The organism is Streptomyces sioyaensis, from assembly GCF_004122735.1.
GTDB lineage: Bacteria > Actinomycetota > Actinomycetes > Streptomycetales > Streptomycetaceae > Streptomyces > Streptomyces sioyaensis.
In genome coordinates, this window is sequence record NZ_SDIF01000152.1 from 1 (window position 1) to 12,493 (window position 12,493).

Sequence of the window (12,493 nt, forward strand, 5' to 3'; positions counted from 1 at the left end):
CGGAAACTGCGAAAAGTTCTTTCGGGAGGGTTTTCGGGCCCGGCCCGTAGCGGCCGGGCCCGAAAACCCTCCCGAAAGAACTTTTCGCAGTTTCCGTTATCGGGGTCCGCACCCGTGCTCTCCCATGTGTCGGACCACAGGGACCCGACGGATCCGACCGACCGGCCCAACCGGCCCGCGGATCCGGCCGGTCCCTCGGTCCGGCCGAACCCGACCCCCACAGGAAACGGAACCATGAACAACGACCACCGTCAGCCGGAGTTCCCCGATCACGCCCCGACCGGGGGCGGCCGCCGGGCGGCAGAGTCCGCCGCGCACCGGCGTTCCGGCGCCTCCGATGCCGGCCGCTCGGGCGGGCCGCACGGACGCCGCAGCGGTCTGCACCGCGGCGGCAGTCACGCCCGGCGGAACACCACGGTCGTGGCCGTTGCGGCCGTGATCGTCGTGGGCGGGTCCTGTGTGCTGCTGATACGCCCCGGCTCCGGGGCCGACCAGGCGCTCGCCGCGAATCAGTCCGTGCCGAAGACACCCACGGCGACCGTCTCCCCGTCCACGGCGCCGAGCGCCTCGCACCCCCCCAAGGACCGCAAGCCCTCCGCCTCCCCGTCCAAGTCCGAACGACCCAGCAAGCGGCACGCCGCGCCCCGGCCGCACCCCACCCGCTCCGGCCACGGCACGGGCAGCGCCGGGGACACGGCGTCGCGCACGCCCCGCGTCGAGTCCGGAACGGGGGCCGGCGCGCCCGGCGGCACGCAGACCGCGACGGGGACCGCCGCACGGTTCGCGCAGAAGATCGTGCAGCTGGTCAACGCCCAGCGGGCGCAGCACGGTTGCGGTCCGCTCACCGTCGACTCCCATATCCAGACCGCCGCGCAGAAGCACTCCGACGACATGGCCGCCCGCAACTACTACGAGCACAACACGCCCGAGGGCGTCGATCCCGGTACCCGTATGACCAACGCCGGTTTCCGGTGGAGCAGTTGGGCCGAGAACATCTTCAAGAGCCCCAAGGACCCGGCCACCGCGATGGACGGCTGGATGAAGAGCCCGGGCCACCGCGACAACATCCTCAACTGCTCCTACAAGTCCACCGGAGTGGGCGTCAACCTCAGCGCCAACGGCCCGTGGTGGACGCAGGACTTCGCCACCCACTCCTGACCCCGCCGCCGCGGTTCACCCGGCGGACCGGGCCGGACCGGATCGACTCCGGTCCGGCCCGCCGGGGCCCGCGGCCGCGCACGGGTCAGCCGCCCGCCGGGGCGAAGGTACGGCCGAGGAAGCCGTCCAGGCTGCGGCGGGCGGCGTCGCCGTGCGGGCCGGCGAAGATCTCGGCGGCGTGCAGGGTGCCGGGCAGGACCGCGACCTCGGCCTCGGGGAAGCCGCGGGCGACCTCGCGCAGTCGCCCCTCGTCGGAGAGCGGATCGTCGGCGGTGCCCAGGAGCAACAGTTCACCGTCGTAGGACGAGCCGTTCCCGGCGGTGTAGCCACCCAGTGAGGCGAGCGGGCTGATGCCCGCGACGCCGGCCGGACGCTCGGCGCGGTCCGCCAGCATGCTGAGCATCAGCGTGCCGCCCATGCAACCGCCCACCCAGGCCACGCCGGTGGCGCCGTGCGCGCGCAGCAGGCGGGTCGCGTCGGAGATGGTCCGGCGGCGGTCCGTTCCCCAGTCGAAGGTGACGACGTGGTAGCCGTCGGCGACGAGGCGCTTGGCCTCGGCCGCCCATTCGCAGGCGTCGCCCCAGGAAATGGGGGCGAAGACCACGCCGCGCGGGCCGGCGCCCAGGGTGACCAGCCGGCCGCTGCCCGAAGAGCCGGGCAGTCGGTACGCGCCGGCCCGCCGGACGCCGTGGAAGCACGACGGCAGCTGGGCGGGTGCGGCGGTGAACTCTGGCATTCCGACGGTTCCTTCCTCGGCGGAGCGGCGGTTTTCCGCCAGCGCGCTCCCGTGTGCGGCCGTGTCCGGGGCGCGGTCGGCACAGGCAGAGACACAGGTCAGAGCCATGGCCAGGATCGCCGCCAGGACCAGGGCACGCCTCGACTCACGTAGGGACATGAGAGAAGCATAGAGAGAAAGCATTGTGAAAAGCTATATTGAAAGATAGCTAGAAAGCTTTTCACGGCGTCCACATCTGGTACTCACACTGTCTCCCCAGGTCAGAACGTGCCTGCGCGGACAGTGAGATACCTTTGTATGGAGCAATCGGGCAGAGGGAAGGCGGCTCACGATGGAGCCTGACCACGTAGACGAGATCATCTCGGCTTGGGGACACGAGCTGCCCGAAATCGCCGGTCTCCCGCTGGAACTGGCCAAACGCACCGCCCTCCTGGTCTCGGCCTTCGACATCGCCGCCGGCGCCGAGCTGGAGAAGCTGGGCCTCACTCAGGCCGAGTACGGCGTGCTCGCCACCCTTCGGCGCATCGGCACCCCGTACCGCCTCAAGCCGACCGACCTGACGCACGCCCTGCTGCTGTCCTCCGGCGGCACCAGCAACGTCATCAAGCGCCTGGTGGCGGCCGGCTATGTCACCCGCGCGGCGGCCGAGGACGATGCGCGCAGCAGCTGGGTGCAGCTGACGCCGAGCGGGGTGGAGACCGCCGAGGCCGCGGTGCGCGCCACCACCGCCGTGCACGCCCGGCTCGTCGAGCGGATCCCGGAGCGCACCGCGAAGGCGCTCAGCGAACAGCTGCGCATCGCGCTCGCCGCCATCGAGGAAGGCGTGCTGATCCGCCGCTGACGCCGGGCCGCCGGCGGCGGATGTCTCAGCGGGCGGCCAGCCGGTCGCGTACGCCTTCCGCCTGCGCCAGCAGCCGGGGCAGCCCGGGGTAGCGCAGCGCTCCCGCGCGCTTGACGATCCGCCCGGCGACCATGACGGTATCGACGTCGGCGCGGTCCATCGACGACACGACGGCCGCGACGGCGTCGTGCACCGGTGCCACACCGGGGCGGTCGGTCCGCAGCACCAGCAGATCGGCCTGCTTGCCCGGGGTGACGGAGCCGATCCGGTCCGCCATGCCGAGCGCCACGGCGCCGCCGAGGGTGGCGAACTCCAGGACGTCCCGCGCCGTGAGCAGGGGCGCCTCGGGGCTGGCCGGGCCGTGCAGCGCGGCGAAGCGGCCGATCTGGAAGGCCGCCCGCATCTGCGTGAACATATCGCTCGGCGCGGCGACTTCGACGTCCACGCTGAGGCTGGGCCGCAGACCGGCGGCCGCCGCCGCGGCGAACGGCGGCAGCCCGTGTCCCATCGTCATTTCGATGGCGGGCGCGACCGACAGCGCCCCACCGCTGTCGTGGATGAGGCGCAGTTCGCCCGGCTCCATGCCGGTGCCGTGGATGAAGACCGTGCCGGGGCGCAGGACGCCGAGACGGCGCAGCCGGGAGACCGGGCTGCCGCCGCGGACGTGCAGGGCGGTCGGCAGGTCGAGTTCCCGTGCCAGCCCCCAGCCGCGCCGGGTGCTCTCGTCGCTGCCGGCCTCGGCGTTGAGCGCCATGGTCACCAGGCTGTCCTCGTGGTGCAGCCGGTCACGGACCCGTCGGGCGTCGTCCGCGGTGCCGTGTCCGTAGGCGAAGACGCCGCGCAGGCCGGATGAGGTGAGCGCATCGAGAAGGGCGTCGGTGTGTTCCTCGGTGGGCTTGGCGACGTTGGAGATGTCCTGGACGGTGGTCACCCCCGCGTCCAGGGCTCCGAGGGCGCTCAGCAGGTTCCCCAGATGGAGATCGTCGGCGGTGAGCCGCGGTGCCAGGGTGTGCAGGACGGTCGCGAAATACTGGTCGAGGGTCTGGTCGGCACCGCTGCCGCGCAGCGCCGCCTGCCACATGTGCCGGTGGGTGTCGACGAAGCCGGGGAGCACCAGGCATCCGCGGGCATCGATCCGCTCGCTCACCCCAGCGGCGTCGAGGTCGGGGCGGACGGCGGTGATCCGGTCGTCCTCCACCAGGATGTCGGCGCAAGGCAGTTCACCGGTGGCCGGGTCCATGGTAAGGACCCGGCCACCGGTGATCAGCGTGCGTGCTGTGGTCACGCGGCTCCCCACCCCTGGGGCGGGTCGAGCCGGCCCATCTGGAGGTTCCAGTACTCGGTGTTGCGCCGGCACCGGCCGTCGGGGGCGAAGAGCAGGATGTTGGTCTCCAGGAAGGTGACCCAGTGCTCGCCGTCGGGGTTGATGGCGGGCGCCCGCAGGGTGACCCAGAGTTCGACGGCCGCCCGGTTGCCGGTGACGACCGGGGTGCCGTGACGGCCGGTCATCTCGCTCTGTCCGGCGGTGATGTCGCGCCAGTAGCGGCCGATGGCGTCGCGGCCGCGGAAGGTCTGCGCGGCCACGCCCGGCACCGCCTCGTACACGGCGTCGGGGGTGAACAGCCGGACCGCGGCGGTGTCGTTCTTGGTCCGCCATGCCTCCAGATAGGCGTCGGTCCAGCAGGAGACATCGGCTGCGGTCAGCCGGCCGGACGGCTCGGCGGCGTGCGCGGCCGGGGCCACGGCCGCCAGGGGCAGTGCGGCGAGGCCGGCCCGGAGCAGGGTGCGGCGCTGGGTGCGGGGCTTCACAGGTGGTCGGTGCCCTTTCCGTGTGGACGGGGTGGCGCGGAGGCCGGCGGGTGCGCGCTCCGGCCCGGGAGCAGTGTCCCGTTTACTGAAGGCGGAGGGAGAGTTCGACACCGTCTCCGAGCGGAAGCTGCTGGGAGAGGTAGCCGTTGCCGGCGGTCCGGACATGGTCGGTGAACTCGGCCGGCAGCATCGGCAGGTTGTCGGAGACGATCAGGGTGCCGGCCCGCAGAGCGGGTTCGAGCACCTTGAGGACGGGGAGGTAGAGCTCCTTCCATCCGTCGAGCAGCAGCAGATCGATGCTTCCGGGGAGGTCGGCGAGCTGTTCGCGGGCGTCGCCGATCCTGATCTCGGTCCAGGCGTCGAGCCCCGCGCGCGTCAGATGGTCATGGGCGCGGGCCGCCTTTCCGGGATGCAGCTCCGATCCGATGACGCGGCCGTGCCCGTTGTCGCGCAGGGCCGCCGCCGCGTAGATCGTCGAGGCGCCGAAGGAGGTCCCGAACTCCACGACGAGGGCCGGGCGCAGGCTCCGTACGAGCTGGTAGAGGAAGGTGCCGACCTGCGGGTGCACCGGCAGCGCGGCCTGGGCGCACAGCTCGGCGGCCTCCTGGGCGGTCGGTGGCTGCGGCCAGTCGGCCGCGGTGGCGTAGGCGCGCTCCATCACCTCCCGGTCGCCCTTCTCGGCCGTCCGGGCGATCTCGTCCAGGACGGCTGCGACGCGCGGGTCGTCGAGTCCGGCGGGTGCGGCGCTCATCCCTGTGCCCTCCCGTCCCGCGCGGCGGTCAGCAGTGCCGGTTCGAGGTAGCTCTGGGCGTTGTAGATGGTCCGGTCGGTGTCGAGGATCTCGCGCCGGCCGTGCATCACCCGGGTGTTGTCGATCAGCGCCACATCGCCGTCCTGCCAGTCGAGTTCCTCGGTCAGCGAGGCGGTCAGGCGGCGGAATTCGGCGAGGAGTTCCTCGGGTATCTCGGTGCCGTCGGCGAAGGTGATCCGCGGCGTTTCGTAGTTGTACGAGGGGCCGAAGACGCTGTTGGCCCAGGAGAGCCGGCTGCCGAAGAGGGTGGGGTGGGCGGCGCCGGTGCGGTAGGCGTAGTGGATCGAGCCGTCGTCGTTGAGCTGGAGGGTGGTGGACACATTGCCGCCCACCAGCTCCTTCATGTCGTCGAAGGTGACCTGGTCGGGGTCCTTACGGCCTTCCGACTGGTGGCAGACGAACGCCTTCCACTTGGGCTCCTCGACCCGACGGCTGTACATGATGTCCTTGACGCCGAAGACCGCGCGGGCGGTGTCGCTCGCCGCGTCCCAGACGCGGTAGCCGTCGCAGACGGTGGTCTGCGAGCCGCTGGCCGCGGCCTTCTCGCACAGGAACCAGGTGAGGTCGGGGCCGAAGGGGCTGTTGCCGTTCTCCAGATGAAGGCCGACGGCTCCGGTGCCCGCGTCCACCTTCTGGGCGACGGAGCCGCCGTGGAAGGAGCGCGCCGGATCGAGGGTGATCCGGCTGGAGTGCGCCTTCACGAACGAGGTGAACGCCTCCAGGTCGGTGTCGAAGCCCCGGAAGAGCAGAAAACCGGCGTCGGCGAGCAGCCCGGTGACCCATGCGGGGTCCAGTGCACCGAGCGACCGGTCCCCGGCGGGCAGGACGAGCCGGCCGGTGGCACCGCCGTAGGGCCGGACGTCAGCGATCGTGGTCATGCGTCTGCTCCTTGGTGGTCGTACAGCGTTCCGTTGGACAGGGCGGCGCGGATGGCCGCCCGCATGGGCCGTCCGGTGACGGTGAAGAACCGGCGGTAGAGGCGCTCGTCGGCCACGGCGAGGTGCGGTACGGCGACCCGCTCCACCTCGGACAGCTGCGCCGCGCCGAACTCCCGGACGGCCTCCCCGGCCGCGGCGAGGTCGGTGGACTCCTCGACGAGGAACAGCCCGTGGAGGGCGTCGAGTCCGTCACCGAACACCGCGACCGCGCGGACGAAGGGGAGTTGGGCGTACTGCGCCTCGACCCACTCGGGTGCCACATTGCGGCCGGCCGCGGTGATGATGACGTTCTTCTTGCGTCCGGTGATGCTGATGAATCCGTCCTCGTCGATCCGGGCCAGGTCGCCGGTGCGGAGCCAGCCGTCGGCGTCGAGGATCAGGCTGGAGGGGTCGTCGCGGGTGTAGCCGGCGAACAACGAGGTGCTGTTGATGAGGAGTTCACCGTCGTCGGCGATCCGGACGCGGACGTGCGGCAGCGGTCGGCCGACGGTCCCGGGGCGGCGCGCGTCCGGGGTGTTCCAGCTGACCACTGAGCTGTTCTCGGACAGCCCGTACCCCTCGTGGACGGGGAGGCCGTGGTCCTCCAGCCGGCGCAGCAGCTCGGGGTGGACGGGCGCCCCGCCGCAGCAGAGCAGCGGCGCGACGTCGCTGCCGAACAGGGCCTTCGCCACCTCCTGTCCGCTCTTCGCGGCCTCGTCCGCGGCGGTGGCGAAGGCGTCGACCAGCGCGGGCGTGGCGACCATCGCGGTCGGCCGGGCCGCCGCCACATACGGCAGCACGTCGGCGGCGGCCGCCGCGGCGGTGCCGACCAGGGCCTTGCCGGGCGGCGTCAGGACGAGCGTCCCGCCGTCGAGCAGCACCATGTACAGGCCGGTGACCTGCTCGATGAGCAGGCTGAAGGGAACGACGGACAGATAGCGGGCGAAGGCCCCGCGGGGCATCACCGACCGCAGCGAGCCCAGCAGTTCGTTCAGGGCCGCCGCCCGGATGCGTACCCCCTTGGGATGCGAGGTCGTGCCGGAGGTGTGAATGACCTTGCACTCCCAGTCGGCACCGCCGGCCCCGGCCCCGCGCAGCACCAGCGGCGCCGACGGCACCGGTCCGTCGGTGCTCAGCGGCAGCACCGTGCAGTCCGGGCGCAGGACCCGCTCCCTCCCCCACTGGGTGAGGCGTTCCTGCCCGGCGGCGTCCACCACACACAGATCGGTCTCCGCCAGCAGACCGGCGGCCTGCTCGGCGGAGAAGGCGAGCGGGACCGGCACCTCGATGGCGTGCGCGGCGATGAGGGCGAGGTCGGCGACCACGAATTCGGGGGTGTTGCCGCAGACCACGCCGACTCGTGGCGGCCGGCCGTCCCCGTGGCCGATCCGTTCGGCGAGGTCCGCGGCTCGGCGCGTCACTTCCCGGTAGGTGAGGGTGCGCGCCGGTGTGCCGTCCTCCCCCAGCACCTCGATCAGCGGACGCGTCGATTCACCGCGTCCGACCAGGCTCTGCTCAATGCCCAGCATGGCCGGCCACCTCCATGGCGCTGATGCTCAGTTGGAGATCGGTGACGGAGTAGCGCCCGGTGGCGTCGGAGAAGAGCCGGTCCAGGGCGTTCAGTGCGATGACACCGACCTGGGGTTCGTGGTCGTAGTACGAGCCCCAGCGGGCCGCCTCGTCGGGAGACAGCCGGCGGGGGTCGGCGGGGCCGAACGGCACGAAGCAGATGCCGGTCCGGCCCAGCGTCGTGATCAGGCTCCGGGTGACGGTGCACAGGATGTACTCCATGCCCAGGCACCAGGCGATGATCGGGGTGGCTCTGATCAGTTCGCGGCCGACCGAGGAGCGGCGGGTGGCCAGCGCCCCCACTTCCACCACCCGCCTGCGGTCCACCGAGACCCCGAGACGGGCCAGTGCGGCGTCCTCGATGCCGGTGTCGAGGTACCGCTCGGAGAACAGCTCCCGGTCGCTGCCGAAGGTGAGCCCCGCGCAGGCCAGTGGTGCCGCGGGCTCCTTTGTCCCGTCGCCGGCCGGGCGGGCGACGATGAATGAGTCGGGCCGGGGCGCCACATCGGCGCCGTATGCCTGGGCGTACACCTCACGAGCGAGGTCCGCGGCGTCCAGCCATGAGCTGGTCGACCGGTGTGCCAGATCGATCTGCACGGTGCTCCCCCCTTCCCCGGCTGCCGGCTCTACTTGGTGCCGACGACCAGAGAGACGGAAGAGGGCAGCGCGATGCGCTCGACGCCCGACAGGCCCGCGTCGGTCAGCCAGCCGGAGATCTCCGGCAGGCTGTAGGTGCGGTCGCCGGAGCAGGCGTACATCGCCAGGGAGAAGGCGGCGTTGTGCTCGTCCAGCTGCTCACCGCGGACGTCTTCGAGGACCACGATCCGGCCGCCGGGCCGCAGCGCCTTGGCGGCCCGGGCGATCAGGTCCCGGTTCTCCTCGTCGGTGTGGTTGTGCACGATCTCGAAGAGGAAGACCACGTCGTAGCCGGTGCCGAGATCGCCGCTGAGGAAGCTGCCGCGCTCCAGGGTGATCCGGTCGGCCAGGCCCGCCTTTTCTATCGCGGCGCCGGTGTCGGCGAGCGCCTCGGGCAGGTCGAGGATGGTCGCGGAGAGCTCGGGGTGCCGCTCGCACATGGCCATGGCGTGCAGTCCGTGCGAACCCCCCAGGTCCAGGAGGCGCCGGGCGCCTTCGGGCAGCGGGACGGCGTCGACGATGGACTGCACGGTCAGCCGCGACTTGATCCGCATGTAAGCCGAGAAGTCCCGCCCGGCCTCGGGGTTGTCGGCCCAGCGCTCCCACAGGGACTGGGCGGGCTTGCCGTCGCGTACGGCCTGCGGCAGCTCCCACATGACGTTGGTGAGTTCGTACGCCCACAGCAGCGCCGGGGTGAAGTCGTACTCGGCGTCCTTGCCCAGCCAGCGTTCGGCGAGCGGGCCGTTGCGGTACCGCCCGTCCTCCAGGGCGAGCCAGCCCAGGACGGCGGCAACATCGGCCACCGCGCGGGTGCCGTCCGTGCTCGCGCCGATCGCCGCGGCCAGCTCGTCGAGGGTCTTGGGGCCCTCCTCCAGGGCCGTGAAGACACCGAGCTTGGCGGCGGAGGTGAGGGCCGCATAGCGGATGGTGGACCCGATCACCTCGTCGATCGGGTTGCCGGCCAGCTCTGCGTCGGTGGTGGTCTTGAACATGGCTGAATCTCCTCGGGATGGCAGGGGACAGCCGCGCAGACGGTACGCGGCAGGGTCATGCCGTGCTCGCGGAGGCCCGCGGGCACGGTGAAGGTGGTGGGACCGCCGTACGGGGACGAGCTTCAGCCGGCCGGGACCGGAGGGACCGAGTACGCCCCGGGGCGGGCCGGTTCCGGCCGCGCCCGGTAGGCGCAGCGGAGCGGTTTCCGCGCTGTGGTGCCGTGGTGCTTCACCCGGTGAGGCAGGCCCGCCGGGCGGAATTCAGCTGGTGGTGTGCGCCGCTGTCCGACGCCGGTCCCCGCCCCATAAGGCACGGGAGAAAACCGGCCGCCCGGACATTGCGGCACCTGCGGCCGCACGGCCCCGGCGCCTCCTCGCCGACATGGCGTACGAACCGCTGCGGTGCCGGGCAGCCGGGTCATCGGCCGGTGTGCGGTCGGCAAGGAGCGGTTCGGTGGAGGCCGGGTGGCAGCGGTAGGACGGAGTCGGTGCCGCGGCGAGTGACGGCTTCGGCCCCCGGCGGGTCCGGAGCGTTCGGAGCGGAGGGCGCCGACCGCGGGCGGCCGGAACCGGCCCGGCAGGAGCGCGCGGGACCACACCCGTTGCCGCGGCGAGCGGTTGACGGTGGGTGCTCATCCTGCCGCTCCCCCGGACCGGATGGGTGCGAAGGAGGGCCGGCTCGGCCCGCAGCATTCCGCAGCGGGAGGCGGGGGACGGAGCGAACCGTCCGCGTCGCAGGCCGTGGCGGCCGGCACGCTCCCGGCCACGGCGCCCGCCCCGTCATGGCATGAACCGCCCCACCCCCCGGGGCAGTTGTCGTGAGGCGTACCCGGCGGCCGGGCGCGCCGCTGTGGACCTCCTCACTGGATACGTCCGCAGGGCGCACCTGCCGCTGATCGCTGTTCATCGGGCCCCCCTCCCGTCGCAGCTGCCTCAGTACGGTCCGCCAGGCGTCAGCCGGACACCTCGTCGAACTCGACGGCCGCGCGGCCGGCCCGGTGGATGTGGGCGGTCTCGGCGATCCGGCGGCCGAGGGCCTCGGCCGTGCGCAGGTCGCTGGCGCAGGGGGTGACGTCGGCCCCCTCGTCGTTGTTCGACTGGGACATGGCACCCAGCCAGCTGCCGAGCCGGTTGAGGTCCTCGGGGCTTCCGGTGGAGGTGTTCCAGCCGCCGTACTCCGCGAGGCCGACCCAGATCATGCCGTGCTGGGCGGCGAACAGCGCGATGTCGATCAGCGCGTTGAGCTTGTCACCCGCCATGTTGCCGCTGTTGGTGAAGCCGCCGGCGATCTTGTTCTTCCAGCGCATGTTGTCGCCCCAGACCTGGCTGGTGGCTTCGACGAAGGCACGGAAGACGGCGCTGCTGCCGCCCATGTAGGTGGGCGTGCCGAAGATCAGCGCGTCGGACTCCTGCAGCACCTCCCACAGTTCGTCGTTCAGCTCGGCAAGGGAGACCAGGCGCACCTGGGTGTCGGGAACCTTCTCGGCGCCGGCCGCGACGGCCGCCGCCTGCTTTGCGGTGTGTCCGTATCCGCTGTGGTATGCCACCGCAACCTTGATCTGCATACTTCTCCCCCACCCGGGACGATCCAGTGTTTTAGCTTTCACTAAAGCTGTCCAGAAAGCTTTAGGTGCTGGTTACGCTATCCACCCACACACTTCCAAGGCAAGCGTCTCCGGCCAACACCCTGAAAAGAACCGGCAAACGTACAAGTCGACACAGTTCACGCGGCCGACTCGACCGATCGCACGGGCCGCCGCAGGCCACAACCCTCGACGCCACAACCGCCACGGCCACGCCGCCGACGCGGCGCACGAATCGGGCACCGCTACACACATCCTGCGGTCGGCGCTCCCCTTGATTGATGGAATTGACGTCCCGTCAAATACCTTTTCGGCCAAGGGTTTTCATCACATCAGGGCGAGGCGGGGACGAGGTGGGACCGCTCGGCCCACCCGTTGGGAGGTGGGACCGACCGCCCCCCCAACACCGCATGTGACCCACGCCACATGGCGAGGTGTCATACGCCGAAGGGGCCGCATCCGTGTGGAGAGTGACGGGCCCGCAGGGGGTCCGGAACAACGGGGAAGGAAATCACGTGCGTAACAGGCGAATTCTCACCACCGCGCTCGCTGCCGCCACCCTCACGGCCCTCGGGCTGGGCGGCGCCGCTCAGGCCCACGCGACCTCCGCCACTACGGCCGCCGCACCGGTGGCCCAGGCGCAGCACCCGGCCAAGCCGATGGACGGCCCGCCCGGAACCGTGTGGACCGGCAAGAAGTTCTGGACCCTCAGTGGCTGCCAGGCCGCCGGCACCGACCTGGTCAGCAGCGGCAAGTGGGCCGATCCGTTCTGCGACGGCTCGGGTCTCCAGTGGGACCTGTGGGCCCGCCCGCTGTAAGCCGCCGGCACCGCCCGGCAGCACCCCGGTAGTCACCGGGTGCCGGCGCCGCCCCCGCGTGACCTCGAACACGCGGGGGCGGGCCGCCGTCTCTCTTGGGTGCAGTCTCGACGAGGCACCCGCCGTCGACCTGCGCGGGGGTCGCGCTGCCGGATGCGGCGTACGGCGGGAGAATGACGGTATGCAGCGCACGACAGTTGTCAATCTCAAGGGCCATCGGGACGATCCGGAGTACGCCGACGTGGTCTACGTCGGGCGGGCGATGAACCGGGGCGGCTGGCACCTCAAGGCCTCACCACTGGCCAGCCCCTTCCGTCCGGGACCGGACGGAACGCGCGCGGAGGTCCTGGAGAAATACCGCGCCCATCTGCTGGAGCGCCCCGATCTGCTCGCTCTCCTGCCCGCACTGCGCGGCCGCAGGCTCGGCTGCTGGTGCCTTCCGGAGCCCTGCCATGCCCAGGTGATCGCCGAGATCGCCGACTCGATGGAGTGAGCCCGGCGGACGGTCGACGGGGCCGTGCCGTGGCGCGCCCACGGCACGGCCCCGGGCCGTCAGTAGCACCTGTCAGTAGTGCCTGCCACTAGTGCCTGTCAGTAGTACTGGGCCACCAGTTCCGTCGCCC

13 protein-coding genes are annotated in these 12,493 nt (G+C 71.7%); 4 read left to right on the top strand and 9 right to left on the bottom strand.

The annotated features are described in order from the left end of the window. Window positions 1–234: 234 nt before the first annotated feature. The gene (locus EST54_RS35740) at window positions 235–1,158 is read left to right on the top strand and encodes a CAP domain-containing protein (RefSeq protein ID WP_239013584.1); all 924 of its coding nucleotides are present in this window, start codon (window positions 235–237) and stop codon (window positions 1,156–1,158) included. A gap of 85 nt (window positions 1,159–1,243) precedes the next feature. Here the strand turns inward: EST54_RS35740 and EST54_RS30535 are convergent, their stop codons facing one another. Beyond that, entirely contained in the window at window positions 1,244–2,053 is an 810-nt protein-coding gene (locus tag EST54_RS30535; protein ID WP_129250945.1) for an alpha/beta hydrolase, read from the bottom strand. A 172-nt stretch (window positions 2,054–2,225) separates the two neighbouring features. Here EST54_RS30535 and EST54_RS30540 point away from each other — a divergent pair, with 172 nt between their 5' ends. Then, on the top strand, window positions 2,226–2,735 hold the full coding sequence (locus EST54_RS30540) for a MarR family winged helix-turn-helix transcriptional regulator (protein WP_129250946.1): 510 nt from the start codon (window positions 2,226–2,228) through the stop codon (window positions 2,733–2,735). 25 nt (window positions 2,736–2,760) lie between these two features. Here EST54_RS30540 and EST54_RS30545 read toward each other — a convergent pair whose 3' ends face one another. The 8 genes from EST54_RS30545 to EST54_RS30580 all read right to left on the bottom strand — a co-directional run bounded on the left by EST54_RS30545 (window position 2,761) and on the right by EST54_RS30580 (window position 11,034). Further along, complete coding sequence (locus EST54_RS30545; RefSeq protein ID WP_244942646.1) at window positions 2,761–4,020, bottom strand: amidohydrolase family protein; 1,260 nt, start codon at window positions 4,018–4,020, stop codon at window positions 2,761–2,763. Then, window positions 4,017–4,544, bottom strand: a complete 528-nt coding sequence (locus EST54_RS30550; protein ID WP_129250947.1) for a nuclear transport factor 2 family protein — start codon at window positions 4,542–4,544, stop codon at window positions 4,017–4,019. Before EST54_RS30550 ends, EST54_RS30545 begins: the two co-directional genes overlap by 4 nt. 82 nt (window positions 4,545–4,626) lie before the next feature. Beyond that, window positions 4,627–5,295, bottom strand: coding sequence for an O-methyltransferase (locus tag EST54_RS30555; RefSeq protein ID WP_129250948.1), 669 nt, complete (start codon window positions 5,293–5,295; stop codon window positions 4,627–4,629). Next, window positions 5,292–6,233 (bottom strand): TauD/TfdA family dioxygenase, encoded by a 942-nt coding sequence (locus EST54_RS30560; protein WP_129250949.1) that lies wholly within the window; start codon window positions 6,231–6,233, stop codon window positions 5,292–5,294. The genes EST54_RS30555 and EST54_RS30560 overlap by 4 nt, the downstream gene beginning before the upstream one ends. Next, entirely contained in the window at window positions 6,230–7,801 is a 1,572-nt protein-coding gene (locus EST54_RS30565; protein ID WP_129250950.1) for an AMP-binding protein, read from the bottom strand. The genes EST54_RS30560 and EST54_RS30565 overlap by 4 nt, the downstream gene beginning before the upstream one ends. After that, window positions 7,788–8,438, bottom strand: coding sequence for a thermostable hemolysin (locus EST54_RS30570; protein ID WP_129250951.1), 651 nt, complete (start codon window positions 8,436–8,438; stop codon window positions 7,788–7,790). The genes EST54_RS30565 and EST54_RS30570 overlap by 14 nt, the downstream gene beginning before the upstream one ends. 29 nt (window positions 8,439–8,467) lie before the next feature. Then, window positions 8,468–9,469: a methyltransferase gene (locus tag EST54_RS30575; protein ID WP_129250952.1), complete on the bottom strand. Its 1,002-nt coding sequence runs from the start codon at window positions 9,467–9,469 to the stop codon at window positions 8,468–8,470. 953 nt (window positions 9,470–10,422) lie between these two features. Beyond that, the gene (locus EST54_RS30580) at window positions 10,423–11,034 is read right to left on the bottom strand and encodes a flavodoxin family protein (protein ID WP_129250953.1); all 612 of its coding nucleotides are present in this window, start codon (window positions 11,032–11,034) and stop codon (window positions 10,423–10,425) included. 533 nt (window positions 11,035–11,567) lie between these two features. Between EST54_RS30580 and EST54_RS30585 the strand changes: the two genes are divergently transcribed. Both EST54_RS30585 and EST54_RS30590 read left to right on the top strand, forming a co-directional pair. Further along, on the top strand, window positions 11,568–11,870 hold the full coding sequence (locus EST54_RS30585) for a hypothetical protein (RefSeq protein WP_129250954.1): 303 nt from the start codon (window positions 11,568–11,570) through the stop codon (window positions 11,868–11,870). Between the two features lie 181 nt (window positions 11,871–12,051). Continuing rightward, window positions 12,052–12,363: a DUF4326 domain-containing protein gene (locus EST54_RS30590; protein WP_129250955.1), complete on the top strand. Its 312-nt coding sequence runs from the start codon at window positions 12,052–12,054 to the stop codon at window positions 12,361–12,363. Window positions 12,364–12,493: the final 130 nt, after the last annotated feature.

Coding starts and splice junctions, on each gene's coding strand:
- EST54_RS30565 (WP_129250950.1), bottom strand. CDS start 7,801: ATGCTGGGCATTGAGCAGAGCCTGGTCGGACGCGGTGAATCGACGCGT.
- EST54_RS30535 (WP_129250945.1), bottom strand. CDS start 2,053: ATGTCCCTACGTGAGTCGAGGCGTGCCCTGGTCCTGGCGGCGATCCTG.
- EST54_RS30540 (WP_129250946.1), top strand. CDS start 2,226: ATGGAGCCTGACCACGTAGACGAGATCATCTCGGCTTGGGGACACGAG.
- EST54_RS35740 (WP_239013584.1), top strand. CDS start 235: ATGAACAACGACCACCGTCAGCCGGAGTTCCCCGATCACGCCCCGACC.
- EST54_RS30590 (WP_129250955.1), top strand. CDS start 12,052: ATGCAGCGCACGACAGTTGTCAATCTCAAGGGCCATCGGGACGATCCG.
- EST54_RS30560 (WP_129250949.1), bottom strand. CDS start 6,233: ATGACCACGATCGCTGACGTCCGGCCCTACGGCGGTGCCACCGGCCGG.
- EST54_RS30575 (WP_129250952.1), bottom strand. CDS start 9,469: ATGTTCAAGACCACCACCGACGCAGAGCTGGCCGGCAACCCGATCGAC.
- EST54_RS30555 (WP_129250948.1), bottom strand. CDS start 5,295: ATGAGCGCCGCACCCGCCGGACTCGACGACCCGCGCGTCGCAGCCGTC.
- EST54_RS30580 (WP_129250953.1), bottom strand. CDS start 11,034: ATGCAGATCAAGGTTGCGGTGGCATACCACAGCGGATACGGACACACC.